Source organism: Pseudomonas sp. Sample_23, from assembly GCF_004307595.1.
GTDB lineage: Bacteria > Pseudomonadota > Gammaproteobacteria > Pseudomonadales > Pseudomonadaceae > Aquipseudomonas > Aquipseudomonas atacamensis.
On record NZ_RCNX01000053.1, the window covers coordinates 82,380 to 108,965 of the forward strand.

A 26,586-nucleotide genomic window follows, 5' to 3' on the forward strand; every position below is an offset into this window, starting at 1 on the left:
TTTGTCGAGCAGTTTTGACTGGTCTGGCACTCCACTCTGCCAGATCAACCTGTGGCGAGGGGATTTATCCCCTATCGGCTGCGCAGCAGTCGTAAATCCATTCACCAAAGTGTGTCAGGCAAAACTCGATTGCAGGATTTGGGACTGCTTCGCAGCCCAGCGGGGATAAATCCCCTCGCCACGGGTTCACGGTCAGCACTCAACCGCACTGACCGCCAAGCCACCGCGCGAAGTCTCTTTATATTTGTCATGCATATCGGCGCCGGTATCGCGCATGGTGCGGATCACCCGGTCCAGCGAGATAAAGTGCTGCCCGTCGCCGCGCAGGGCCATTTGCGCCGCGTTGATGGCTTTCACGGCGGCGATCGCATTGCGCTCGATGCACGGCACTTGCACCAGCCCGCCGACCGGGTCGCAGGTCAGACCAAGGTTGTGCTCCAGGCCGATTTCCGCCGCATTGCAAAGTTGTTCGGGCGTGGCGCCAAGAATCTCCGCCAGCCCCGCCGCTGCCATCGCGCAGGCCGAACCGACCTCGCCCTGACAGCCGACCTCGGCGCCAGAGATCGAAGCGTTCTTCTTGCACAGAATGCCGACCGCCGCCGCGCCGAGGAAATAGTCGACGACGTTGGCGTCGGTGACTGCCTCGCTGAATTTCATGAAGTAGTGCAGCACCGCCGGGATGATCCCCGCCGCGCCATTGGTCGGCGCGGTAACCATGCGCCCGCCGGCGGCATTCTCTTCATTGACGGCCAGGGCGAACAGGTTGACCCACTCCATCGCGCTCAGGGTCGAGCCGATGACGTTGGGCTTGTTCAGCTCTTGCAGGCTGCGATGCAACTTCGCCGCACGCCGCCGCACGTTCAGGCCGCCGGGCAGAATGCCTTCGTGCTTGAGGCCTTGCTCGACGCAATCCTGCATCGCCCGCCACAGTTTCATCAGCCCGGCGCGGATTTCTTCTTCACTGCGCCAGACCTTTTCGTTGGCCATCATCAGTTCAGCGACGCGCAGGTTGTGCGTTTTGCACAACTGCAGCAGCTCGACCGCGCTGGAGAAGTCGTAGGGCAATTCGGTGCGATCCAGATCGACCACACCACTGGACGCTTGCGCCTCATCAACGACGAAGCCGCCGCCGACCGAATAGTAGGTGTCCCGGTGCAGCTCAGCGAACTCGCCTTCGGCCACCAGCGTCATGGCGTTGGGATGGAATGGCAGGTTTTCATCGATCAGGCGCATGTCCCGCGCCCACACAAACGGCACCGACAGGCGACCATCCAATAACAACGTATGGGTTTCCCGCAGCGCCTGAATGCGCGGGCCGATCTGCGCCGGGTCGATTGCGTCCGGCCACTCGCCCATCAGGCCCATGATCACTGCGTTGTCGCTGCCGTGACCGATGCCGGTGGCGGAAAGCGATCCGAACAACTGCACCTCGATGCGCCGCACCTGTTCCAGCTGGTGCTTGCCGCGCAGCGACTCGACGAACAATGCGGCGGCGCGCATCGGCCCGACGGTGTGGGAACTGGAAGGGCCGATGCCGATTTTGAACAGGTCGAAAACGCTGATAGCCATTGCTGCGAAGCTCCTGAGAATACCGGTCCGGGCGGCAAAAGCGCCCGCTGGCGGAGCTGCTACGCTCAAGCTGCGATCCGCCGAATGCCGGCATCATCGGGCTTTTGTCGGCGCGCTCGGCGTCTGACACCGACGCAGTCATGTCCAGCAGCGTCGTTACGTTTTCGCCCCGCAAATACGCCGTTTTTATGCCGTTGAGCAGGTCATCGGGGGCGGAAAAAAGCTGTAAGCGACGTCACCGACACTGGAAGCGACCATCCCTGTACTGGATACGACCCTCCCTGTAGGCGTCAGATTTTCACTGGTACATGATCGGGATGACTCGATTGCAAGGCGCTGCGGTAGAGCTGTCGTCAGAACGCCACCAACCGCAACCCATAAGTGCGGTGGTCCACAGTCGGAACACTGCCAAAAAAAACACCAAGGAGTCCATCCATGAAAGGTTCCCCGTCGTTGTTGTTGGCCGCCCTGCTGAGTCTGCCGTTACTGGCGCAAGCCGCAGAACCGGCACAGTGCAGCCTCGTTAACTTCTCTGATGTCGGCTGGACCGACATCACCGCAACCACCGCCACCACTTCCGTTGTTCTCAACGCCCTCGGCTACAAGACCAAAACCACCATGATCTCCGTGCCCGTGACCTACAAGTCGCTGGCCGACGGCAAGAACATGGACGTGTTTCTCGGTAACTGGATGCCGACCATGGAGAACGACATCAAGCCGTATCGCGATGCCGGCACCGTCGACACCGTGCGCACCAACCTCAAGGGTGCCAAATACACCCTCGCCGTGCCGCAAGCCCTGTACGACAAAGGCCTGCATGACTTCGCCGACATCGCCAAATTCAAGAAAGAGCTCGACGGCAAGATCTACGGCATCGAGCCGGGCAACGACGGCAACCGGCTGATCCAGAGCATGATCGATAAGGACGCCTTCGGCCTGAAAACCGCTGGCTTCAAGATCGTCGAATCTTCCGAGGCCGGCATGCTCTCGCAAGTCGACCGGGCGCAGAAGCGCGACACCGCCGTGGTCTTCCTCGGCTGGGCACCGCACCCGATGAACAAGCGCTTCAAGATTCAATACCTGACCGGCGGCGACGACTTCTTCGGCCCCGATTTCGGCGCAGCCACCGTAGCGACCAACACCCGCAAGGGTTACGCCGAAGAATGCAGCAATGTCGGTCAGCTGTTGAAAAACCTGGAGTTCACCGTCGACATGGAAAGTGAACTGATGGGCAACATCCTCGACGACAAGATGAAGCCTGACGCGGCCGCCAAGGCCTGGCTGAAAAAGAATCCACAGGTGCTCGATACCTGGCTCGCTGGCGTGACCACCATTGACGGTAAACCAGGCCTGGAGGCCGTGAAAGCCAAGCTCGCGCCTTGATTTGAGGGGCACCGCTTATGCCGGGCAGGCGTGCCTGCCCGGGCTGTTAATTTCCTTGCATGCGGACGTTCACTACCATGCTGATTGATCAGAAAATACCTTTAGGCCAGTACATCGCGGGCTTCGTCGAATGGTTGACGCAACACGGCGCCAACACCTTCGACGCAATCGCCGTGACACTGGAAACGATGATCCACGGCGTGACGTTTGCGCTGACCTGGTTCAACCCGTTGGTGCTGATTGGCCTGATTGCCATCATTGCCCATCTGATTCAACGCAAGTGGGGCCTGACCGCGTTCGTGGTCGCCTCGTTCCTGCTGATCCTCAACCTGGGTTACTGGCAGGAAACCATGGAAACCCTCGCCCAGGTGCTGTTCGCCACCCTGGTCTGCGTGTTGATCGGCGTGCCGCTGGGCATCGTCGCCGCGCACAAACCGATGTTCTACACCATGATGCGGCCGGTGCTCGATCTGATGCAGACCGTACCGACCTTCGTTTACCTCATTCCTACCCTGACCCTCTTCGGGCTGGGTGTGGTTCCGGGCCTGATCTCCACGGTGGTGTTCGCCATCGCGGCGCCGATCCGCCTGACCTACCTGGGCATCCGTGATGTCCCGCAAGAACTGATGGACGCCGGCAAGGCCTTCGGCTGCTCGCGTCGCCAATTACTCTCAAGGATCGAACTGCCGCACGCCATGCCGAGCATCGCGGCCGGCATCACCCAGTGCATCATGCTGTCGCTGTCGATGGTGGTGATCGCGGCACTGGTCGGCGCCGACGGACTCGGCAAACCGGTGGTCAACGCACTGAACACTGCTGATATTGCGCTGGGCTTCGAAGCAGGCCTGGCAATCGTACTGCTGGCGATCATGCTCGACCGTATCTGCAAACAACCCGACGCCAAAGTAGGGGGTGACGCATGAGCATAATTCGCTTCGAAGACGTCGACGTAATCTTCTCCAAGGACCCGCGCGAGGCACTCAAGCTGCTCGATCAGGGCATGACCCGCAACGAGATCCTGAAGAAGACCGGTCAGATCGTCGGCGTGGAGAAAGCCACGCTGGACATCAACAAGGGCGAGATCTGCGTTCTGATGGGCCTCTCCGGCTCGGGCAAGTCGAGCCTGCTGCGCTGCATCAACGGCCTCAACACCGTGAGCCGTGGCAAGCTGTTCGTCGAGCATGAAAACCGTCAGATCGACATCGCGTCCTGCACGCCCGCCGAGCTGAAAATGATGCGCACCAAGCGCATTGCCATGGTGTTCCAGAAGTTTGCCCTGATGCCTTGGCTGACAGTGCGCGAGAACATCAGTTTCGGTCTGGAAATGCAGGGTCGACCGGAGAAGGAACGCAAGAAACTGGTCGACGAGAAACTCGAACTGGTCGGCCTGACCCAGTGGCGCAACAAGAAGCCTGATGAGCTATCCGGCGGCATGCAGCAGCGCGTCGGCCTCGCCCGCGCGCTGGCGATGGACGCCGACATTCTGCTGATGGACGAACCGTTCTCGGCTCTCGACCCGCTGATCCGCCAGGGTCTGCAGGATGAACTGCTGGAGCTGCAACGCAAGCTGAGCAAGACCATCGTGTTTGTCAGCCACGACCTCGATGAAGCACTCAAACTGGGTAGCCGCATCGCGATCATGAAGGACGGCCGGATCATCCAGTACAGCGTGCCGGAAGAAATCGTCCTCAACCCGGCGGACGACTATGTGCGCACCTTCGTCGCCCACACCAATCCGCTCAACGTGCTCTGCGGCCGCAGCCTGATGCGCACGCTGGACAAGTGCAAACGCATCAACGGCTCGGTGTGCCTGGATCCTGGCGGCGACTCGTGGCTGGACCTGGCCGAAGGCAACACCATCAAAGGCGCACGGCAGAACGGTTCAGTGCTGAACCTGCAGAACTGGGCACCGGGGCAAGCAGTGGAGGGCCTGGAGCGCAAACCGACGCTGGTGGACTCGAACATCGGCATGCGTGACGCGCTGCAGATCCGTTATCAGACCGGCAACAAGCTGGTGCTGCACGATAACAATCATGTGGTGGGGATTCTCGGCGACAGCGAGTTGTATCACGCGTTGTTGGGCAAGAATCTGGGGTAAACCCCGCAGATACAAAAACGCCGCGAGATTATCGCGGCGTGATCGTTCCCACGCTCCGCGTGGGAATGCAGCCCGGGACGCTCCGCGTCCCACAACAGCGGACGCAGAGCGTCCATTGATGCATTCCCACGCGGAGCGTGGGAACGATCATGCAAAAGGGGCTCAATCGAGCCCCTTTTGTTTTAGCTGTTTAGCTGTACACCCGGCCAAGAAGCTGCCGATGGCTTTCAAACTGATCCAGCACATCCCGGGTGATCTGCTCCGGGGTGAAGCCCATCAAGTCGTAATCCTGGCTGCCATTGTGCAGATACACCTCAGCGCGGTAATAACGCTGACGCGCTTCATCTGATTGCGCCGATTCGGTCGGGGTTGCCAGATAACCATCCAGGCTCACTTCGTAGACGAAAGGGTTGCCCTCTTCCATCTCGACCCGCACGCCCATGCAACGCTTGGCCTTGCCCAGCAGCGTCTGCACTTCAATGCCCTGATTGCGCAATTGCGCCGCTGCATCTTCCAGCGCCGGGGTGACGTGCTTGTCCATGAAGCGCTGCACCACCGATTGGCTCGGCTGCAGATCCAGTTGCGTCAGGCGCTCGCTGAAACCACGGCGCCCGCGCTCGGCCAGTTGCGCTTGCTCCTGTTCGATCTGCACGTCCTGGCGCATCGCCTTGTGCAGGCCGAACATGAAGCAGATCAGCACCACCGAAAACGGCAGGCCGGCCAGCACGACCATGGTCTGCATGGCTTCGAAGTTGCCGGCGAACAGCAGGCCGATGGTCACCAGCGTGATCACCACCGACCAGAAGATCCGCAGCCAGTGCGGCGCGTCTTCATCGACGTTGCCGCCCTTGCAGGAAAGATTCGCCATCATCACCGCACCGGAGTCGGCCGGGGTCAGGAACAGCACGAAGCCGACAAAGATCGACACCCCGATGACGACTTTCGACGCCGGGTAATGCTCAAGCAACTGATAGATCGCCATCGACGGCTGTTCCAGCGCCGTCTTGCCCAGTTCCACCGCGCCCTGGTTCATCACCAGATCCAGCGCCGAGTTGCCGAAGATCGACAGCCACGCCAAGGTGAAGCCCAGCGGAATCAGCAGCACGCCAGCAACCAGTTCACGCACACTGCGGCCACGGGAAATCCGTGCGATGAACATGCCCACGAATGGCGCCCAGGAAATCCACCACGCCCAGTAGAACAGCGTCCACAGGCCCAACCAGCGGTCGGACTTGGCGCTGTCGCCTTCATAGACGTACAGGTCAAAGGTCTTCAGCACCACGCCGTTGAGGTAGTCACCGATGTTCTGCACAAAGCCGTTGAGCAGGTGCAAAGTCGGGCCGAACAGCAGGACGAAAATCAGCAGGCCACTGAACAGCACGATGTTCAGGTTGGACAGACGGCGGATGCCGTTTTCCACACCCGACACGGCAGCGATGGTCGCCACGGTGCTCATGACGATGATGACGATCAGCAGGTTGGTGTTGCTGTGCTCCATGCCGAACAGGTTTTCCAGCCCGGACGACACTTGCAGCGAGCCAATCCCCAGGTTGGTCACCAGACCCAGCAGGGTCACGAACATGCCGAAGCCGTCCACCGCGTGCCCGGCCGCACCCTTGACCCAGCGCTCGCCGACCAGCGGATACAGCGCCGAACGCAGCGCCAGCGGCTGGTTATGCCGATAGGCAAAATACGCCACCGCCAGACCGACCAAAGCGTAGATAGCCCAGCCGTGCAGGCCCCAGTGCAGGAAGGTCAGTTGCACTGCCTGACGCGCGGCCAGATTGCTGGCCGAGGTGCCTTCCGGCGGATTGAAGTAGTGATCCAGCGGCTCGGACGCGCCGAAGTACAACAGCGAAATGCCGATGCCCGACGAGAACAGCATCCCCGCCCAGGCGCCGTAACTGAAATCCGGGGTGTCGTCCTTGCTGCCCAGTTTGAGTTTGCCGTACGAGGAAAACGCCAGACCGACCACGAACACCAGGTAGGCGGCGATCACCACCATGTAGTACCAGCCGAAGCTGCGCGACAACCAGGCCTGGGCCATGCCCAACACTCTGCCGGCCTCTTGCGGGGCGATGATCAGAATGGCGGTCAACAACAGAATCAGCGCGGTCGAGGTGTAGAACACCCAACCGTTGACCGTCACCTTCTCGGGCGGGGTCTTTATTAGCGAGGCAGAACTCATGGCACAAATGCTCCAGGCAGTGCGAGAGAAGAACACAAGGCATCACGGAACCCGACCAATCGGTTAGTTGGCAGCCGACCGGCGGGTGATATAAAGACACTCCGAAAAAAGCCCGAACCTGCCGAAATGGCGTTGCGTATTCGCTTTCGTGGCCAGAGGCGACGGACGTTCATCCGAAACCTGGCCCCGAGCGTCTTGCCCTTTCAACACGTCCTTCGAATCGCGAACAGCGCCATGCCCCGCGCAGGTTTCGAGCCGTTTCAGGTGTCGGTTTTTATCGTCATTACGCGTAGGAATTTTCTGTAGGCAGCGACGAATTGTCGCAGATCTTATTCTTTGTTGATTGAACGTTCAATCAAAACAAAATAGACTGGCCCTCAATCCGATCGGCGTCATTCGCCCCTCGGAAGGCCTAAGGAGATGTGCAAGATGCCCAAGGTCGGTATGCAACCCATCCGCCGCCAACAATTGATCGAAGCCACTTTGCAAGCGGTCGATCAGGTCGGAATGGGGGACGCCAGCATTGCGCTGATCGCCCGTTTGGCCGGTGTCTCGAATGGCATCATCAGTCATTACTTTCAGGACAAGAACGGCCTGATCGCCGCCACGATGCGGTACCTGATGACCGCCCTCAGCGAGAGCGTCACCGCGCGCCGTCAGGCGCTGGCAGATGACAGCCCACGGGCGCATCTGCAGGTGATCATCGAAGGCAACTTCGACGCCAGCCAGGTCAATGGCCCGGCAATGAAAACCTGGCTGGCCTTCTGGGCCACCAGCATGCACCAGCCGTCTTTGCACAGGTTGCAGCGGATCAACGATCACCGTCTGTATTCCAACCTGTGCTGCCAGTTCCGCCGTGTGCTGCCGCTCGAAGATGCGCGCAGCGCCGCCCGGGGTCTGGCAGCGTTGATTGACGGCTTGTGGTTGCGCGGCGCGCTGTCGGGAGACGCTTTCGACACGGCGCAGGCGCAACAGATCGCTTACGAATACATGGATTTCCAATTGGCCAAGAAGGTGAGCTAGAGCACACAGAAAATGCTCGGCCCCTGAACTCCACCGCAGCGTCATCGCGGTGGTCAACGCCAACCACCAATGCACTTGCGAGGACACTATGGCCCGTTTCGAACTGCAAAAACTCTACATCGATGGCGCGTACACCGACGCCGGCAGCGACGCCACCTTCGAAGCCATCAACCCGGCGAACGGTGAAGTCCTCGCACTGGTGCAACGTGCGACCAAAGACGACGTCGAGCGCGCTGTGGTCAGCGCCGAAAAGGGCCAGAAAATCTGGGCCGCGATGACCGCCATGGAGCGTTCGCGCATCCTGCGTCGCGCCGTCGACATCCTGCGCGAGCGCAACGATGAGCTGGCTGCGCTGGAAACCCTGGACACCGGCAAATCCTTCTCCGAAACCAAGTACGTCGACATCGTCACCGGCGCTGACGTGCTGGAATACTACGCAGGCCTGGTGCCCGCCATCGAAGGCGAGCAGATTCCGCTGCGTGACACCTCTTTCGTTTACACCCGTCGCGAGCCGCTGGGCGTGGTCGCCGGTATCGGCGCGTGGAACTACCCGATCCAGATCGCGCTGTGGAAGTCCGCTCCAGCCCTGGCCGCCGGTAACGCGATGATCTTCAAGCCAAGCGAAGTCACCTCGCTGACCACCCTGAAACTGGCCGAGATCTATACCGAAGCCGGCGTGCCGAACGGCGTGTTCAACGTCCTGACCGGCAGCGGCCGCGAAGTCGGTACCTGGCTGACCGAGCACCCGCGCATCGAGAAAATCTCCTTCACTGGCGGCACCGACACCGGCAAGAAAGTCATGGCCAGCGCTTCGGCTTCGTCGCTCAAAGACGTGACCATGGAACTGGGCGGCAAGTCGCCGCTGATCATCTGCGACGACGCCGATCTGGATCGCGCCGCCGACACGGCGATGATGGCCAACTTCTACAGCTCCGGTCAGGTCTGCACCAACGGCACTCGCGTGTTCGTACCGGCGCACCTGAAAGCCGCTTTTGAAGCCAAGATCGTTGAGCGCGTTGCCCGCATCCGCGTTGGCAACCCGGAAGACGAAAACACCAACTTCGGCCCGCTGGTCAGCTTCCCGCACATGGAAAGCGTGTTGGCTTACATCGCCAAGGGTAAAGAAGAAGGCGCACGCGTGCTGTGCGGCGGCGGTCGTCTGACCGACGGCGAATTCGCCAAAGGCGCGTTCGTTGCGCCAACCGTATTCACCGACTGCACCGACGACATGACCATCGTGCGCGAAGAAATCTTCGGCCCGGTGATGGCGATCCTCTCCTACGAAACCGAAGAAGAAGTGATCCGCCGCGCCAACGACACCGACTTCGGCCTGGCCGCCGGTATCGTTACCAAGGACCTGAACCGCGCCCACCGCGTGATTCATCAACTGGAAGCCGGTATCTGCTGGATCAACGCCTGGGGCGAGTCCGACGCAAAAATGCCGGTCGGCGGCTACAAGCAGTCGGGTGTTGGCCGTGAGAACGGGATCAGCTCGCTGAACAACTTCACCCGCATCAAATCGGTACAGGTCGAGCTGGGCGATTACGTCTCGGTGTTCTGATCAGCTAGCTGATCAGCTGCAAGCGGCAAGTTTCAAGCTGCAAGTAAAAGCAGTTTGGGCTTGCCGCCCTCCCCGATTTCGAAGCCACCGCTCGCTGCTTTTCCTTGCAGCTAGAAGCTAGTGGCTTGTAGCTCCCGCAGGAGAATTTATGACTCAAGAATACGACTACATCATCATAGGCGCCGGTTCCGCAGGTAACACACTTGCCACCCGTCTGACTGAAGACGAAGGCGTCACCGTTCTGCTGCTCGAAGCCGGGGGGCCGGACTACCGCCTCGACTTCCGTACCCAGATGCCCGCCGCGCTGGCCTTCCCGCTGCAGGGGCGTCGCTACAACTGGGCCTACGAAACCGATCCAGAGCCACACATGGACGGTCGCCGGATGGAATGCGGTCGCGGCAAGGGCCTTGGCGGCTCTTCGCTGATCAACGGCATGTGCTACATCCGTGGCAACGCCATGGACTACGACGGCTGGGCGAAACTGCCGGGCCTGGAAGACTGGTCGTACCTCGATTGCCTGCCGTATTTCCGCAAAGCCGAAACCCGTGACATCGGCCCGAACGATTACCACGGTGGCGACGGCCCGGTCAGCGTGACCACGCCGAAAGCCGGCAACAACCCGCTGTTCCACGCCATGGTTGAAGCCGGCGTGCAGGCCGGTTACCCGCGCACCGAAGACCTCAACGGTTACCAGCAGGAAGGCTTCGGCCCGATGGACCGCACCGTGACGCCGAACGGCCGCCGTGCTTCCACCGCCCGTGGCTACCTCGACATCGCCAAGAAGCGTTCGACCCTGACCATCGTTACCCACGCGCTGACCGACAAGATTCTGTTCGAAGGCAAGCGCGCGGTCGGCGTGCGTTACCTGATCGGTGACGCTGAAGAATGTGTTGAAGCCAAGGCGCGCAAGGAAGTCCTGCTGTGCTCCGGCGCCATCGCTTCGCCGCAGATTCTGCAGCGCTCCGGTGTCGGCCCGGCGAAACTGCTGGAAAGCCTCGACATCCCGGTGGTCCACGATCTGCCGGGCGTCGGTGAAAACCTGCAGGATCACCTTGAGCTGTACCTGCAATACGCCTGTACCCAACCGGTTTCGCTGTATCCATCGCTGCTCTGGTACAACCAGCCGGCGATCGGTGCCGAGTGGCTGTTCAACGGCACCGGCATCGGCGCCAGCAACCAGTTCGAGGCCGGCGGTTTCATTCGTTCGCGTCCGGAATTCGAATGGCCGAACATCCAGTACCACTTCCTGCCGGTGGCGATTAACTACAACGGCAGCAACGGCGTGAAAGAACATGGTTTCCAGGCGCACATGGGCTCCATGCGCTCGCCGAGCCGTGGTCGCATCCAGGTCAAGTCCAAGGATCCGCGCCAGCACCCGAGCATCCTGTTCAACTACATGGCCACCGAGCAGGACTGGCAGGAATTCCGCGACGGCATCCGCCTGACCCGCGAAATCATGCAGCAACCGGCACTCGACGCGTTCCGTGGTCGCGAAATCAGCCCGGGCATCGACGTGCAAACCGATGAGCAGCTCGACAAGTTCATCCGCGAGCACGCCGAAACCGCGTTCCACCCGTCCTGCTCGTGCAAGATGGGCACCGACGAGATGGCCGTGGTCGATGGCGAAGGTCGTGTGCACGGCATGCAGAGCCTGCGCGTGGTCGATGCTTCGATCATGCCGATCATCACCACCGGCAACCTCAACGCACCGACGATCATGATGGCCGAGAAAATCGCCGACAAGATCCGTGGCCGCAAGCCGCTGCCGCGCAGCAACGCTGCTTATTACGTCGCGAACGGCGCGCCGGTCAAAGGCAAGCCGATGCGGGATATTACCCCTGCGGCTCAGTAAGACGTAATACCGAGGCGCGACCTTCGCGAGCAGGCTCGCTCCCACATTGGAATGCATTTCAACTGTGGGAGCGAGCCTGCTCGCGAAGGGGCCCTCAGATTCAGCACAAATTCCCCCGCTGCACAGTAAATCCCCCTACACCCCCTCTTCACTTGATCCTACCCCCACGCAGGCCTACTCTAGACCTCGCGCAACCGTTTCACCCCTCCCCGCTGTCGCCATGCCGCTACTCCATTACAAGGAGGTTCTCGAATGTTCGATTTCCACCCCCAGCTCAAGCAGCGCTTTGCTGCCTTGCGCACGGGCGCTGAATTTTTTTCCCTGCGGTATGTGCGCGAGTCCGGGCAGTTTCTGTCGGTGCGCAAGAACGTCGCCGAACCGCCGAGCCTGAGCCGCGATGAAGGGGCGATGCTCACCGTACGTGTCAATGGCGTCGAAGCCTATGCGGCGACCAATGACCTCTCGCAACAAGGCCTGCAAGCCGCCCTCGAGCGCGCCGAACAACAGGCCCGCCGGCTCAAGCCGCACGCCTTGCTCGATCTGCGCGAGCAGACGCTGTCCAGTGACCGCGCGGATTATTTTTCACCCAACCTCGAACAGCCCTTCCCGTCCCTGAGCGAATGCTTCGATCTGCTCGGTGCGGAATCCGCCTCGGTGCCCAAGGATGAGCGCCTGGTCAATTGGCAGGTGAGCATCGGCATCACTAACGTCGAGCAGATCTACCTGAGCAGCGCTGGCGCTGAATTACGCCAGGCCCAGCGCTTCGTCTATCCGAGCCTCGACGTCACCGCCTACGACGGCAACGACAGCCAGACCCGCAGCCTCGGCCGCGAGAACTTCGGCCAACAGGGTGGCGCCGACGTCATCAGCCGCTGCGGCCTGGTCGGTGCCGGTCCGCAAGTCGCCGAACAGGCCCTGCAACTGCTGCTCTCACCGAACACCCCGCAAGGCCCGCGCGACCTGCTGCTGATGCCTGATCAGATGATGCTGCAGATCCATGAATCCATCGGTCACCCGCTGGAGCTCGACCGCATCCTCGGCGATGAGCGCAATTACGCCGGCACCAGTTTCGTCAAGACCAGCGATTTCGGCAGCCTGCAATACGGCTCGAACCTGCTCAACGTAACTTTCGATCCAGGCATTCCCGAAGAGCTGGCGAGCTACGGCCATGACGACGACGGCACCGCGGCGAGCAAACAATTCCTGATCCGCGACGGCCTGTTGCTGCGGCCATTGGGCGGGGCGCTGTCGCAATATCGCGCCGGCCTCGATGGCGTTGCCAACAGCCGCGCCTGCGGCTGGAACCGGCCACCGATCGACCGCATGGCCAACCTCAACATCGAGCCGGGCGATCAGACGCTGGAGCAGATGATCGGTGGTATCGAGCACGGCATCCTGATGAGCACCAACCGCTCGTGGTCGATCGACGATGCGCGCAACAAATTCCAGTTCGGCTGCGAATGGGGCCAGTTGATCGAGCATGGTGAACTTAAAGGCGTGGTGAAAAATCCCAACTACCGGGCCATTTCCGCGCACTTCTGGAAGAGCCTGCGCGCCGTCGGCGATGCCAACACCGTCAAGGTGCTGGGCACGCCGAACTGCGGCAAGGGCGAACCGAACCAGGTGATTCGCGTCGGCCACGCTTCGCCGGCCTGCGTATTCAGCAACATTGATGTGTTTGGGGGAGACGCCTGATGAGCATTTCGAAGCGTCAGTCCGACGCCTTCAAGGTCATGGTCAACTGGCTGCGCGACAGCGTGCGCGAGCCGGAACAGTTCACGCTCAGCTACGCCGCCGAAGCCTCGGCGTTCGTGCGCTTCAATCACGCCAAGGTGCGCCAGGCCGGGCAAGTACAACAGGCCAACGTCGGCCTGAAACTGATCAACGACGGTCGCCACGCCGACCTGCAGATCACCTTGTCCGGGGATCAGGAAGCCGATCTGCAACGCCTCGCCGAGGGCCTGCAGCAATTGCGCGAAACCCTGCCGCTGCTGCCGCAGGATCCGTACCTGCTGCTCAATCACAACAGCTGGCAGAGCACGCACGTACAAGCGCATCCGCTGCCGGACACCGAAGATGTCGTCGGGCAAATCTGCGCTGCCGCTGAAGGTCTGGATCTGGTCGGTTTTTATGCTGCCGGCCCGATCAGCCGCGGTTTCGCCAGCTCCGCCGGCGCATTCGGCTGGCATGAAGCCAACAGCTTCAATTTCGACTTCAGCCTGTTCCACGAAAACGGCGAAGCGGTGAAGGCCAGCTACGCCGGGCACGACTGGAGCGACGAGGGTTTCGCCCGGCGTTTCGCCCAGGCCCGCGAACAGCTGGAGTTTCTCGGCCGACCGTTACGCACTTTGGCACCGGGACAGTACCGCGCCTATCTGGCACCGGCGGCACTGGAAGAAATCATGGGCATGCTCAGTTGGGGCGGGTTCTCGGCGCAATCGATCGCCAGCAAGAGCAGTCCGTTGCAGAAACTCTACGTCGGCGATCAGGCGTTCAGTCCGCTGGTGTCGCTGGATGAGAAAGTCAGCGAATCCCTGAGCCCGGCGTTTTCCGCCGAGGGATATCCGCGCAGCGATCTGCGTCTGATCATCGAAGGCCGGGCCGGTGATCAACTGGTCGGCTCGCGCAGCGCCGCCGAATATGGTCTGGCGGCGAACGGTGCGGGTGGCGGCGAGATGCCCAGCGCATTGAACATGGCCGCCGGTGATCTGTCGCAAGCAGAGATCCTCAAGCAGTTGGGCACCGGGCTGTACATCAGCAACCTGTGGTACCTGAACTACTCGGATCAACCGGCGGCGCGCATGACCGGCATGACCCGCTTCGCGACCTTCTGGGTCGAGAACGGCGAGATCCAGGCGCCGGTCAGCACCATGCGTTTCGACGACAGCGCCTACAACCTGCTCGGCTCGCAGTTGGAAGCGTTGACTACCGAGCGTGAATTGCTGCTGTCGGCGAGTACGTACAGCCAACGCAATACCTCGTCGTCGCTGCTGCCGGGGGCGCTGGTCAGCCGGTTGACCCTGACCCTCTGACAGCGATCGTTCCCACGCTCCGCGTGGGAATGCAGCCCGGGACGCTCCGCGTCCCAGCCAAAAGCGGACGCAGAGCGTCCGTTGAGGCATTCCCACGCAGAGCGTGGGAACGATCATCAAACAGACCACAAGAGGTTCCATGCCCAACCGCCCGCCTCTCGACGCCATCACCGCCCGCTGGTTGCCGTGGGTCGTTGCCATCGCGTTCTTCATGCAGTCCCTCGACGGGACCATCCTCAACACCGCGCTGCCGGCCATGGCCAGCGATCTGGCCGAAGACCCGTTGCGCATGCAGGGTGTGATCATCGCCTACATGCTCACCGTGGCCCTGCTGATCCCGGCCTCCGGATGGATCGCCGACCGCTTCGGCACCAAGAAAATCTTCTTCGGCGCCATTCTGCTGTTCAGTTTCGGCTCGTTGCTGTGCGCGTTATCCAGCAGCCTGAGCATGCTCATCGGTGCGCGGGTGATTCAGGGCCTCGGCGGTGCACTGATGCTGCCGGTCGGGCGGCTGGTGGTGCTGCGTGCCTACCCGCGCTCGGAACTGGTGCGGATCATGGGTTTCATCACCATTCCCGGCCTGCTCGGCCCGCTGATCGGCCCGACCATGGGCGGCTGGATGGTGGAATACGTGACGTGGCACTGGATCTTTCTGATCAATCTGCCGGTCGGGGTGATCGGTTGTTATGCGGTTTGGAAGTTCATTCCCGACCTGCGCGGCACGGAGCGCACGCGCTTCGATAGCCTCGGTTTTCTGCTGTTCGGCGCAGCGATGATCCTCATCACCATTGCCATGGAAGGCCTTGGCGAACTGCACCTGCCGCACCTGCGGGTAATGTTGCTGCTGTTCGCCGGCATGGCCTGTCTGGCGGCGTACTGGCTGCGCGCCGGGCACATCGAAAACCCGTTGTTCGCGCCGTCATTATTCAAGACTCGCACCTTCGCCGTGGGCATCCTCGGCAACCTGTTCGCGCGACTGGGCAGCGGCGCCCTGCCGTTTCTGGTACCGCTACTGCTGCAAGTGGCCTTGGGTTACTCGCCGTCGCAAGCGGGGATGAGCATGTTGCCGCTGGCCGCTGCAGCGATGATCGCCAAGTGGGTCGCGCGTCCGCTGATCGAACGCCTCGGCTATCGCATCGTCCTCACCGGCAACACGCTGGCGCTGGGGATCATGCTGGCGAGCATGGGTCTGGTCAGCGAACAGACGCCGTACTGGCTGCTGCTGTGCCTGCTAGCCGTGCTAGGTGCGATCAACTCGCTGCAATTCACCGCGATGAATACGGTGACGCTGATCGACCTCGACGATGCCAGCGCCAGCAGCGGCAACAGTTTGCTGTCGGTGGTCGCGCAGTTGTCGCTGAGCCTCGGCGTGGCCTGCGCCGGTGCGCTGCTTGGTGGCTTCACTGCGAAGGTCGGCAACGATGGCGTGGAAACCGTGCTCGGCGCGTTCCAACTGACCTTCGTCACGGTCGGCGTGATGGCGATGCTGGCGGCGACGATTTTCTCGCAGCTGTCCAAGGAAGACGGGCGCCGGGCGAAACGGCCACAGGAGCACATCGAACACTGATTGTGCTGGAGGACATCTGTGGCTGCTGAAGGACTTCCGTGGCGAGGGGATTTATCCCCGCTGGGTTGCGCAGCAGCCCCAAAAAGGTTGGATGCGGTCAGCCTGATGAATTGAGGTGGCAGGTATTGGGGGTGCTGCGCACCCCATCGGGGATAAATCCCCTCGCCACAGATAAATCCCCTCGCCACAGGTAATCCCTGCCTCGGGTTCAATCGCTGTTCGTCCAGAACTGTCGAGGAAACCGGCACGGGGCTGCTACACTGCGCGACATTTTGTTTTGCAGGCCAGTCCCGTGACCACCATCGCCACCGCTTTTAATACTCTGCCGCTGTCCGCCGCCATGCTGGCTAACCTCGAATCACTCGGTTATGCCCAGATGACGCCGATCCAGGCGCAGAGCTTGCCGGTGATCCTCAAGGGGATGGACCTGATCGCCCAGGCCAAGACCGGCAGCGGCAAGACCGCCGCGTTCGGCATCGGCTTGCTCAACCCGATCAACCCGCGCTACTTCGGGTGCCAGGCGCTGGTGATCTGCCCGACCCGCGAGCTGGCCGACCAGGTGGCCAAGGAAGTCCGTCGTCTGGCCCGCGCTGAAGACAACATCAAGGTCCTGACCCTGTGCGGTGGCGTGTCATTCGGCCCGCAGATCGCTTCGCTGGAGCACGGCGCGCACATCATCGTCGGCACTCCGGGGCGCATTCAGCAGCACCTGCGCAAGGGTTCGCTGGTGCTCGACGGCCTGAACACGCTGATCCTCGACGAAGCCGACCGCATGCTCGACATGGGGTTCTACGACGCCATCGAAGACATCATCATCAAGACCCCGGAGCGCCGGCAGACTCTGCTGTTCTCCGCGACCTACCCGGTGGGGATCAAGCAACTGGCCTCGAAATTCATGCGCGATCCGCAGACCGTCAAGGCTGAAGCCTTCCACGACGACACGCAGATCGAGCAACGCTTCTACGAGATTTCCCCGGAAGAGCGCATGAGCGCGGTGACCAAAGTCCTGCACCACTTCCGTCCGGCGTCCTGCGTAGCGTTCTGCTTCACCAAGCAGCAGGTTCAGGAAACCGTCGATCACCTGACCGCCAAAGGTATTTCCGCCGTCGGCCTGCACGGCGATCTGGAACAGCGTGACCGCGATCAGGTGCTGGCGATGTTCGCCAACCGCAGCACCTCGGTGCTGGTCGCCACCGACGTCGCCGCCCGTGGCCTGGACATCGATGCGCTGGACATGGTGATCAACGTCGAGCTGGCGCGCGATTCGGAAATCCACATCCACCGCGTAGGCCGCACCGGTCGCGCGGGCGAGAAAGGCATCGCCATCAGCCTGGTCGCGCCGTCCGAAGCTCATCGTGCGCAAGCCATTGAACAGTTGCAGAAAGCGCCGCTGAACTGGGATCAGATCGACAACCTCAAGTCCCAGGGCCTGGCACCGCTGCAACCGCCGATGACTACCCTGTGCATCGGCGCTGGCCGTAAAGACAAAGTGCGCCCGGGCGACATTCTTGGCGCACTGACCGGCGAAGCGGGCATTCCCGGCGCGCAGGTTGGCAAAATCGCCATCTTCGATTTCCAGGCCTACGTCGCTGTCGAGCGCACCGTGGCCATGCAGGCCTTGCAGCGCCTGAACGACGGCAAGATCAAGGGCCGCTCGTTGCGCGTGCGTATTCTCTGACCTGATCGTTCCCACGCTCTGCGTGGGAATGCATCCCGTGACGCTCCGCGTCACATAACAACGGACGCAGAGCGTCCATGGCGGCATTCCCACGCAGAGCGTGGGAACGATCATTGTGTGAGGACACCGTTTTGCGCTCTACCGAAGTCGTGATCATTGGCGCTGGCGCCGCCGGCTTGATGTGTGCCCTGACCGCCGCCGGGCGCGGGCGTCAGGTGTTGCTGCTCGACCACGCGAACAAGGCCGGCAAGAAAATCCTCATGTCCGGCGGTGGCCGCTGCAATTTCACCAACATGTACACCGAACCGAGCAATTTCCTCTCGCAGAATCCGCATTTCTGCAAATCGGCGCTGGCGCGTTACACCCAGTGGGATTTCATCGGTCTGGTCGGCAAACATGGCGTGCCGTACCACGAGAAGAAACTCGGCCAGCTGTTCTGCGATAACAAATCCAGCGACATCCTCGGCATGCTCCTTGATGAATGCGATCAGGCCGGCGTCGAGCTGCACCTGGACACCTCGATCCAGACCATCGAAAAAACCGACAGCGGTTATCTGCTCGACACCACACTCGGTCAGGTTCAGTGCCAGTCTCTGGTGATCGCTACCGGAGGCCTGTCGATCCCGACTCTCGGCGCTACCGGTTTCGGTTATCAAGTCGCCAAACAGTTCGGCCATGAACTGCTGCCGACCCGCGCCGGTCTGGTGCCGTTCACCATCACCGATCAGCTTAAGGAACTCTGCACCGAATTGTCCGGGACGTCGGTGGATTGTCTGGTCAGCTGCAATGATCAGAGCTTTCGCGAGAACATCCTCTTCACTCACCGTGGCCTCAGCGGCCCGGCGATTCTGCAGATCTCTTCGTTCTGGGAACCTGGCGACACGGTGGAAATCAACCTGCTGCCGGATCACGACGCGGCGAGCTGGCTGCAAGAGCAAGTCGCCGAGCGTCCGAACAGCGAGCTGAAGACTTTGCTTGGCGAGATCTACACCAAGAAGATGGCCAATCTGCTGGCGGACAACTGGTTTGTCTCCAAACCGATGAAGCAGTACACCCACGCTGAACTGGCGGAGATTGCCGAGAAGCTCGGCAGCTGGAAGGTTGTGCCGGCGGGAACTGAAGGCTATCGCACGGCTGAGGTGACCCTGGGCGGCGTCGACACCCGCGAGGTGTCGTCCAAGACAATGGAATCGCTGAAAAGCCCGGGCCTGTACTTCATTGGTGAAGTGCTCGACGTCACCGGGCACCTGGGCGGCTTCAATTTCCAGTGGGCTTGGGCCTCTGGTTACGCCGCCGCGCAGTACGTTTAACTCAAGGCCAAATACAAAACCCTGTGGGAGCGAGCCTGCTCGCGAATGCGGTGTACCAGTCGACATCAATGTTGAATGACACTCCGCTTTCGCGAGCAAGCTCGCTCCCACAGTGGTTTGTGGTGTAAGTAAAAGGAACACTTTTTGCTGTCAGATGTGCTCGGCGCCATTGCGTCGGCGTCATTACTGGCTCAATTTAGCGGCATCGCCTCGGAAGGCCTTCGCACTTCATGTCCTCGACCTCGTTTCGTCAGTCTTTGCGGCGCCTGTGGGCGCTGGATAAATTCAGCTACAGCGTGCGGGTATTCATCGCCCTGACCGGCAGCATGGCGCTGTGCTGGTATCAGGATGAAATGGGCCTGCTGATCCCGTTGTTCCTCGGCATCATCGCCAGCGCCCTGGCCGAGACCGACGACAGTTGGCAAGGTCGTCTCAACGCTCTGGCGGTGACACTGGTGTGTTTCAGCATCGCCGCGCTGTCGGTGGAATTGCTCTTCCCCTACCCGATCATTTTCGCCGTGGCCCTAGCGCTGGCCAGTTTCGGCCTGACCATGCTCGGCGCACTGGGCGAGCGTTACGGTGCGATCGCGTCGGCGACGCTGATTCTCTCGGTGTACACGATGATCGGCGTCGATCAGCGCGGCGGCGCGGTTACCGATTTCTGGCATGAACCGATGCTGCTGGTCGCCGGCGCGGCGTGGTATGGCCTGCTCTCGGTGCTGTGGCAGGCGCTGTTTTCCAATCAACCGGTGCAGCAGAGTCTGGCGCGGCTGTTCCGTGAACTGGGCCTGTACTTGAAGCTGAAATCCTCGCTGTTCGAGCCGGTCCGACAGATGGATGTCGAAGCCCGGCGGCTCGAACTGGCGCAGCAGAATGGCCGGGTGGTCGCCGCCCTGAACACGGCCAAGGAAATCATCCTGCACAGGGTCGGCAACGGTCGACCGGGCTCGAAAGTCAGCCGTTATCTGAAGCTGTACTTCCTCGCGCAGGATATTCACGAACGCGCCAGCTCTTCGCACTACCCGTATAACGCGCTGGCCGAGGCGTTCTTCCACAGCGACGTGCTGTTCCGCTGCCAGCGCCTGCTGCGCCAGCAGGGCAAGGCCTGCCGGGCCTTGGCCGAATCCATCCAGATGCGCCAGCCGTTCATCTATGACGCCAGTTTCGCCGAAGCCCTGAACGACCTGCATGCCTCCCTCGAACACTTGCGCATCCAGAGCAACCCGGCATGGCGCGGCCTGCTGCGCTCGCTGCGCGCACTGGCGGCCAACCTCGGCACCCTCGACCGCCTGCTCAGCGATGCCAGCAACCCCGATGCCCTGGCGGACGCCACCGACAGCAGCCTGCTCGACCGCTCACCGCGCAATCTCAAGGACGTATGGATTCGCCTGCGTACGCAACTGACGCCGACCTCGCTGCTGTTCCGCCATGCCCTGCGCTTGCCGCTGGCACTGAGCATCGGCTACGGCATGGTGCACCTGATTCACCCGTCGCAAGGCTACTGGATCATCCTCACCACGCTGTTCGTCTGCCAGCCGAACTACGGCGCCACCCGGCGTAAGCTCGGCCAGCGGATCATCGGCACGGCCATTGGCCTGACGGTGGCGTGGGCGCTGTTCGATCTGTTCCCCAACCCGGTGGTGCAATCGTGCTTCGCCATCGCTGCCGGTGTGGTGTTCTTTACCAACCGCACCACCCGCTACACCCTGGCGACGGCGGCGATCACCATCATGGTGCTGTTCTGCTTCAATCAGGTCGGCGACGGCTACGGGCTGTTCCTGCCACGGCTGTTCGATACCTTGCTCGGCAGTTTGATTGCGGGTCTGGCGGTGTTCCTGTTCCTGCCGGACTGGCAGGGCCGGCGCCTGAACAAAGTGCTGGCCAACACCCTGACCTGCAACAGCATCTACCTGCGCCAGATCATGCAGCAATACGCCGCCGGCAAGAGCGACGACCTCGCCTATCGCCTGGCCCGCCGCAACGCCCATAACGCCGACGCGGCGCTGTCGACGACACTGGCGAACATGCTCATGGAACCGGGGCATTTCCGTAAGGAGGCGGATGTCGGCTTCCGCTTCCTGGTGCTGTCGCACACCCTTCTCAGCTATTTGTCGGGGCTCGGCGCGCACCGTGAAACACAGTTGCCAGCGGAGGTGCGCGAGCATCTGATCGAAGGCGCCGGGGTGAAACTGGCGACCAGCATCGACGAAATCGCTCAAGGCCTTGCGAGCAAGCAGCCGATTGCAATTCAGAGTGATGAAGAAGAAGCGCTGGCCAATGAGCTGGAACAGATGCCGGATGAAATCGATGAAGGGCAGCGGTTGGTGCAAACGCAGTTGGCGCTGATTTGCCGGCAGTTGGGGCCGCTTCGGACATTGGCGGCGCATTTGATCAAGGACACTGCCGAAATCAGCGGCGCCTGAGACGACGCGTTCGCGAGCAGGCTCGCTCCCACAGGGTATGCATTTCAAATTGTGGGAGCGAGCCTGCTCGCGAAGAGGTCATCAGCCACAAAGAAAATGCCGGATCACCCTTCACATTCCATGCCGCCGCAATAACTTCTCATAAGTCCCGTCAGCCTTCATCGCTGCAATCGCCCGGTCAAACCCGGCGACGATCTGCTCATGCTGCGGATTCTTCAGGCTGACCAGAATATGCAGGCTGTTCTCACTCAACGGCTTGGGTAAAAACTCCACCGAATTGCGCACCTTGGCCGATTCCCGGGCCAGGTAATACTTCGCCACGTACTCATCCTCCAGGGTCAGCTTGACCCGATCCGCCGCGAGCATGCGCACGCCCATGGCGAAGTTGTGCACGGGCACTTTCTGCATCGCCGTGTCGGCATCGAACGGGGCGGAATAGGCGTACCCGCGCACCACCGCAATCGGATAGGTGTGCAGTTGCTCGAGGCTGTTGTATTCAATGGGTGCGTCTTTACGCTTGAGGAAGCGGATGCGATTGATCAGGTACTCACCGGAAAACTGACCGATCTGCGTGCGTTCGTCGTTGTACCAGGCATTGACCAGCACGTCGTAACGCCCCTCGCCAATCCCCAGCAATGCTCGCGCCCACGGCACTTGTTCGTAACCGCTGGCATAACCGGCGCGAGCCAGTGCGGTGCTGACAATGTCGGTGGCCAGGCCACCGTTGACCAGTGCATCGTCGGTAAATGGCGGCCAATTATCGAACGCCAGCCGCAGCTTCTGCGCCGCAACATCCTGGCCGAGCACCAGCAGTCCGATCAAAGCAACGGCTTGAAGCAATCGCAGCATGCTTGAACATCCTCAGCGGGCAACCGCCCGACGTGGTTTCACGTCAAAACCCAAGGCCCCTTACCGGCAAAACCCAAGCATTGAACATTAGCTCATGGGAGCCAGTGGACAGTGCTCTTGAGCAGATTACACAAAGTCGCAGCCAGCGCGAGAAAGGAATAGTGGCATTTTGACCTTTATCACAGACTGTTGCGCCATACAGACATACGGCGCTGCTGCGCTTAGTATCGGGCGACATGGTCAAGGAATCGAAAAATGACAATCGAGTGGATCTGCAAACATCATCGCGATTTGGGCAAAGAGCAGTTGTATGCCCTGTTGAAGCTGCGCTCTGACGTATTCGTGGTCGAACAGAAATGTGCTTATCCAGACCTCGACGGCCAGGATCTGGAGGGCGATACCCATCACCTGATGGGCTGGGAGGATGATCAGCTGATGGCTTATTTGCGCCTGCTCGACCCGGAATCCCAGGGCGGCGACGTGGTGATTGGCCGCGTGGTGACCGCGTCCGCCGGCCGTGGCAAAGGGTTGGGCCACGCGATGATGGAACAGGCGCTGAAGCAGGCCGAAAAGCACTGGCCGCAGGTGCCGATCTATCTGTCGGCGCAGGCACACTTGCAGGGGTATTACGGCAGGTACGGGTTTGTCGCAGTCGGCGAGGAATATCTGGAGGATGACATTCCGCACATCGGCATGCGTCGGTCCTGAAGGCCCTTTCGCGAGCAGGCTCGCTCCCACAGGGAATGCATATCCATTGGGGGAGCGAGCCTGCTCGCGAAGGCGTCAGAACCGTCGGCGCAGGAATCAGGGGTATTCAAGCACTGCCTTTATCTGCCGCAAATTGCGCTCGATCCAGCCGCAATCAATCGCTCCCCACTCACGAATCCGATAGCGCCCGGCATGATTGCGCGCGCCCTCTTCCTGCTCGAACTCACAGATGATGTCCAGATCGGCCAGCGCGGCAATCGTGTCCTGCGCCGTGCGTCGCGGCATGCCGGTGACTTCGGTCAGCGTCGGCACACTCGGCGCCAGGCCGCTATCGATCAGATAAGCCACGTACAAACGGCGATAGAAACTGCTCTTGGTCTTGCTGACGTCCATCCACACCTTCCTGATTGGTCAAGCCTGCATATCCCGCCACGTCAGGTACACACGCAGATCGAACTCGATCTGGTGATACCCCGGCAGCATGTGCTCGCACAGTTTATAGAACGCCTTGTTGTGATCCGATTCCTTGAAGTGCGCCAGCTCGTGCACCACGATCATCTTCAGAAAATCCGGCGCGGCGTCCTTGAACAGCGCGGCGATGCGGATTTCCTTGTTGGCCTTGAGCTTGCCGCCCTGCACCCGCGACACCGTGGTGTGCAGACCGAGCGCGCGGTGCGTCAGGTCGAGGCGGTTGTCGAACAGCACTTTGTCGATGGCCGGCGCATTGCGCATGTACTGCTGCTTGAGATCCAGCGCGTAGCTGTACAAGGCCTTGTCGCTCTGCACGTCGTGTCGCCCTGAATAGCGCTGATTCAGGTATTCACCCAGGCGCCCTTCGGCAATCAGTTGGCGCACCTGATCCTGCAATTGTGCGGGGTAGGCCTGGAGGTACTTCAACACAGTCATGGACGAGCGACGCGGTTCGAAAAAGGTCCGCCAGTGTAGCGAATTCAACCGGGCAACGCGCTCCAGTCAAACGGTTCAACGAAGCTGACCGCGTCTTCGGCGATCAACGGCCGCGCGACGAGGAAGCCCTGCACGTATTCGCAACCATGGGTTTGCAGCCACTGATATTGCTCGAGGGTTTCCACTCCTTCGGCAATCACCAGCAGACCGTATTGCTTGCACAGATCGATGACCATGCGCACCAGCGCCGCATCACGTGGCGAGTCCGGCAAGCGCGCGATCAAGTGGCGGTCGAGTTTCAGCGTATCCAGTTCGAGATCGCGCAGATGCGCCAGCGAGCACGGCCCCGAACCAAAATCATCCAGCGCCACGCGCACCCCGAGATGACGCAGCAGCCGCAGTTGCTTGCGGGTTTCGTCCGGGTTTTGCATCAACGCTTCTTCAGTGACCTCGACTTCCAGTTGCCGCGGTTGCAACGCATGGCGTTCCATGACTTGACGCAATTCAGTGACCAGATTCGGCAGGCCGAACTGGGTGTTGCTCAGGCTCACGCCGAGCACCAGATCTTCGGCGAACAAGGTTTCCCAGGCTTTGCGCTGGCCGGCGCCACGGTGATAGATCCAGCTGCCGAGGCGACTGATCAAGCGCGCCTCTTCCAGCAACGGCAGAAACAACCCCGGCGGCACATCGCCGACGCTCGGATGCTGCCAGCGCAGCAACGCTTCGAACCCACGGATCTGTCCGCTGCCGATCGCCACTTGCGGCTGATAGACCAGATTGAAATCACGATTCTCGATGGCCTCGCGCACACTGTCTTCAAGCATCAGACGCGAGCGTGCGCGACCGTTCATTTCGTGATCGTAGAAGCGATATTGCTGGCGCCCGGCGCGCTTGGCCTCGTACATAGCGATGTCCGATGCGCGCAGCAAGCCGTCGAGATTGCGCCCGCAATCGGGATAAGTGGCAATGCCGATACTGGCGCCGAGAACGATATCCAGACCTTCGATCTGCTGACACACCGACACCCGTTCGATGAGTTTTTCAGCAACCTTCGCTGCTTGCTCGGGAAACTCCAGATCCAGCAGCGCGGTGAATTCATCGCCGCCCATGCGCGCGAGAATATCGAACGGCCGCAGGCACGCCTTCAGTTGCTCGGAAACCCAGCGCAACACGCGGTCGCCGGCGTCATGGCCGAGGGAATCATTGACCCGTTTGAAGCCATCGAGATCGAGGTAGAGCAGCACCCAGCTGCTGTCGCTGCGTTCCCCGCGCAACAACAGGTTTTCCACGGTCTGGTAGAACCCGCGCCGGTTGAGCAGCCCGGTCAGCGGATCGGTTACCGCCTGGAATTCCAGTTGCTGGTGCAAGTGACGCACCACCGACATGTCCAGCACCGTCACCACCATCGCGTGCTGCTCCGAGGGCAGCGGCGCGCAGGACAATGCCACCGGCACTTGCTGCCCGGGCGCCGTGCGCAGCAACGCATCATGCAGGCGCAGGGTTTCACCGCGCTGGTAACCGGCGTAGAACTCGGAATCGGCCCACAGGGGAATGTGTGGCTTCTGCAGGAAATCGAGAAACTCCTTGCCTTCCAGATCCTTCACCGGCGCATTGAGCAGTCGCGAAATCGCCGGGTTGGCAAAGCGGATCACGCCGTCCTCGCTCAACACCAGAATGCCTTCGGCGGCGTTGTCCAGCACCGAGGCATTGAAGGCGCGCGCCACTTCCAGGTCATGACTGAGGCGTTGCAGGGCACGGCGATTGCGCTGGTGCTCGAGCAGCGCCTGGACCTTGGGCTTGAGGATTTGCGGATCGAACGGCTTGAACAGGTAATCCACCGCGCCGCTGGCATAGCCCTTGATCACGGCGTCCTGGGATTGCTCGTTGGCGGTGAGGAAAATGATCGGTGTCAGGCGCGTACGCTGACTGCCGCGCATCAACCGTGCGACCTCGAAACCGTCCATGCCGGGCATCTGCACATCGAGCAGGACCAGGTCGATGTCGTGTTCGAGCAAAAGGTTCAGCGCCTCGAAACCCGAGGCGGCGGTCATCACGTGCCAATCCTGACGCTGCAGCAACGCGCGCATGCTGATCAGATTTTCGGGGTAATCATCGACGATCAAAAGGACCGAGCTGCCTTCACCTGGCTGGGGTTGCGCGCATTCCATGCTGCTTCTCTTATCGGGACCGGTTGCCGGCAAAACCATAGACGTACTGAGCCTTCACTCTAGACGCGGATCGGTGAAAGCAGAAGCTGTCATCCCGCCATCATTTAAACAATGCTCAACCCAGCCGACTAACGGTCACCGCTACAGCCCCCGAAAACCGGGCGGGATGGCATTTCGACAGGACTTTGACGTCAAGTAATCGCCGGGCGGGCATTAACAAAAATTGCCGCTACGCTTATAAAGACGCCCGAAAACGCGCGGGCTAGAGCTT

At 61.1% G+C, this 26,586-nt stretch carries 19 protein-coding genes; 13 read left to right on the forward strand and 6 right to left on the reverse strand.

Going from position 1 to position 26,586, the window contains the following annotated elements; all coding sequences use genetic code 11:
- Positions 1 to 192: 192 nt before the first annotated feature.
- Entirely contained in the window at positions 193 to 1,569 is a 1,377-nt protein-coding gene (locus tag D8U82_RS14840; RefSeq protein WP_024014604.1) for an L-serine ammonia-lyase, read from the reverse strand.
- 435 nt (positions 1,570 to 2,004) lie between these two features.
- Here D8U82_RS14840 and D8U82_RS14845 point away from each other — a divergent pair, with 435 nt between their 5' ends.
- The 3 genes from D8U82_RS14845 to choV all read left to right on the forward strand — a co-directional run bounded on the left by D8U82_RS14845 (position 2,005) and on the right by choV (position 5,050).
- The gene (locus tag D8U82_RS14845) at positions 2,005 to 2,952 is read left to right on the forward strand and encodes a choline ABC transporter substrate-binding protein (RefSeq protein WP_016772806.1); all 948 of its coding nucleotides are present in this window, start codon (positions 2,005 to 2,007) and stop codon (positions 2,950 to 2,952) included.
- A gap of 77 nt (positions 2,953 to 3,029) precedes the next feature.
- Positions 3,030 to 3,875, forward strand: a complete 846-nt coding sequence (gene choW, locus D8U82_RS14850; RefSeq protein ID WP_016772805.1) for a choline ABC transporter permease subunit — start codon at positions 3,030 to 3,032, stop codon at positions 3,873 to 3,875.
- Positions 3,872 to 5,050 (forward strand): choline ABC transporter ATP-binding protein, encoded by a 1,179-nt coding sequence (gene choV, locus D8U82_RS14855; protein ID WP_016772804.1) that lies wholly within the window; start codon positions 3,872 to 3,874, stop codon positions 5,048 to 5,050. The genes choW and choV overlap by 4 nt, the downstream gene beginning before the upstream one ends.
- Positions 5,051 to 5,240: 190 nt before the next feature.
- On the opposite strand, the gene D8U82_RS14860 is transcribed toward choV, so the two are convergent.
- The gene (locus D8U82_RS14860; RefSeq protein ID WP_241668062.1) at positions 5,241 to 7,181 is read right to left on the reverse strand and encodes a BCCT family transporter; all 1,941 of its coding nucleotides are present in this window, start codon (positions 7,179 to 7,181) and stop codon (positions 5,241 to 5,243) included.
- Between the two features lie 486 nt (positions 7,182 to 7,667).
- Here D8U82_RS14860 and betI point away from each other — a divergent pair, with 486 nt between their 5' ends.
- The 9 genes from betI (at position 7,668) to yccS (ending at position 21,684) form a co-directional block, all read left to right on the forward strand.
- A complete protein-coding gene (betI, locus tag D8U82_RS14865; RefSeq protein ID WP_008085771.1) occupies positions 7,668 to 8,261 on the forward strand; it encodes a transcriptional regulator BetI in 594 nt (197 codons plus the stop codon).
- Between the two features lie 88 nt (positions 8,262 to 8,349).
- On the forward strand, positions 8,350 to 9,822 hold the full coding sequence (gene betB, locus D8U82_RS14870; protein WP_024014608.1) for a betaine-aldehyde dehydrogenase: 1,473 nt from the start codon (positions 8,350 to 8,352) through the stop codon (positions 9,820 to 9,822).
- Between the two features lie 148 nt (positions 9,823 to 9,970).
- Positions 9,971 to 11,674, forward strand: coding sequence for a choline dehydrogenase (gene betA, locus D8U82_RS14875; RefSeq protein WP_130902435.1), 1,704 nt, complete (start codon positions 9,971 to 9,973; stop codon positions 11,672 to 11,674).
- 252 nt (positions 11,675 to 11,926) lie between these two features.
- Positions 11,927 to 13,369 (forward strand): TldD/PmbA family protein, encoded by a 1,443-nt coding sequence (locus D8U82_RS14880; RefSeq protein ID WP_130902436.1) that lies wholly within the window; start codon positions 11,927 to 11,929, stop codon positions 13,367 to 13,369.
- Positions 13,369 to 14,706, forward strand: a complete 1,338-nt coding sequence (locus tag D8U82_RS14885; RefSeq protein WP_122612389.1) for a TldD/PmbA family protein — start codon at positions 13,369 to 13,371, stop codon at positions 14,704 to 14,706. Before D8U82_RS14880 ends, D8U82_RS14885 begins: the two co-directional genes overlap by 1 nt.
- 139 nt (positions 14,707 to 14,845) lie before the next feature.
- A complete protein-coding gene (gene mdtD / locus D8U82_RS14890) occupies positions 14,846 to 16,273 on the forward strand; it encodes a multidrug transporter subunit MdtD (RefSeq protein WP_042606617.1) in 1,428 nt (475 codons plus the stop codon).
- Between the two features lie 292 nt (positions 16,274 to 16,565).
- Positions 16,566 to 17,951 carry an ATP-dependent RNA helicase DbpA gene (dbpA, locus tag D8U82_RS14895; RefSeq protein WP_024014613.1) on the forward strand — a complete coding sequence of 462 codons (1,386 nt, stop codon included), beginning with the start codon at positions 16,566 to 16,568 and terminating at the stop codon, positions 17,949 to 17,951.
- A gap of 131 nt (positions 17,952 to 18,082) precedes the next feature.
- Positions 18,083 to 19,261: an NAD(P)/FAD-dependent oxidoreductase gene (locus D8U82_RS14900; protein WP_130902437.1), complete on the forward strand. Its 1,179-nt coding sequence runs from the start codon at positions 18,083 to 18,085 to the stop codon at positions 19,259 to 19,261.
- Positions 19,262 to 19,491: 230 nt separating this feature from the next.
- A complete protein-coding gene (gene yccS, locus D8U82_RS14905) occupies positions 19,492 to 21,684 on the forward strand; it encodes a YccS family putative transporter (protein WP_130888284.1) in 2,193 nt (730 codons plus the stop codon).
- Between the two features lie 111 nt (positions 21,685 to 21,795).
- Here the strand turns inward: yccS and D8U82_RS14910 are convergent, their stop codons facing one another.
- Positions 21,796 to 22,533, reverse strand: a complete 738-nt coding sequence (locus D8U82_RS14910; protein ID WP_024014615.1) for a transporter substrate-binding domain-containing protein — start codon at positions 22,531 to 22,533, stop codon at positions 21,796 to 21,798.
- 255 nt (positions 22,534 to 22,788) lie between these two features.
- Here D8U82_RS14910 and D8U82_RS14915 point away from each other — a divergent pair, with 255 nt between their 5' ends.
- Positions 22,789 to 23,241 carry a GNAT family N-acetyltransferase gene (locus D8U82_RS14915; protein ID WP_125925465.1) on the forward strand — a complete coding sequence of 151 codons (453 nt, stop codon included), beginning with the start codon at positions 22,789 to 22,791 and terminating at the stop codon, positions 23,239 to 23,241.
- A 96-nt stretch (positions 23,242 to 23,337) separates the two neighbouring features.
- Here D8U82_RS14915 and D8U82_RS14920 read toward each other — a convergent pair whose 3' ends face one another.
- Genes D8U82_RS14920 through D8U82_RS14930 form a run of 3 tightly spaced genes read right to left on the reverse strand, consistent with a single transcriptional unit; the run spans position 23,338 to position 26,315 of the window.
- Positions 23,338 to 23,634, reverse strand: a complete 297-nt coding sequence (locus D8U82_RS14920; RefSeq protein WP_130902438.1) for a winged helix-turn-helix domain-containing protein — start codon at positions 23,632 to 23,634, stop codon at positions 23,338 to 23,340.
- 18 nt (positions 23,635 to 23,652) lie between these two features.
- Positions 23,653 to 24,147 (reverse strand): M48 family metallopeptidase, encoded by a 495-nt coding sequence (locus D8U82_RS14925; protein WP_038861199.1) that lies wholly within the window; start codon positions 24,145 to 24,147, stop codon positions 23,653 to 23,655.
- Positions 24,148 to 24,191: 44 nt separating this feature from the next.
- Positions 24,192 to 26,315 carry an EAL domain-containing protein gene (locus D8U82_RS14930; protein WP_130902439.1) on the reverse strand — a complete coding sequence of 708 codons (2,124 nt, stop codon included), beginning with the start codon at positions 26,313 to 26,315 and terminating at the stop codon, positions 24,192 to 24,194.
- Positions 26,316 to 26,586: the final 271 nt, after the last annotated feature.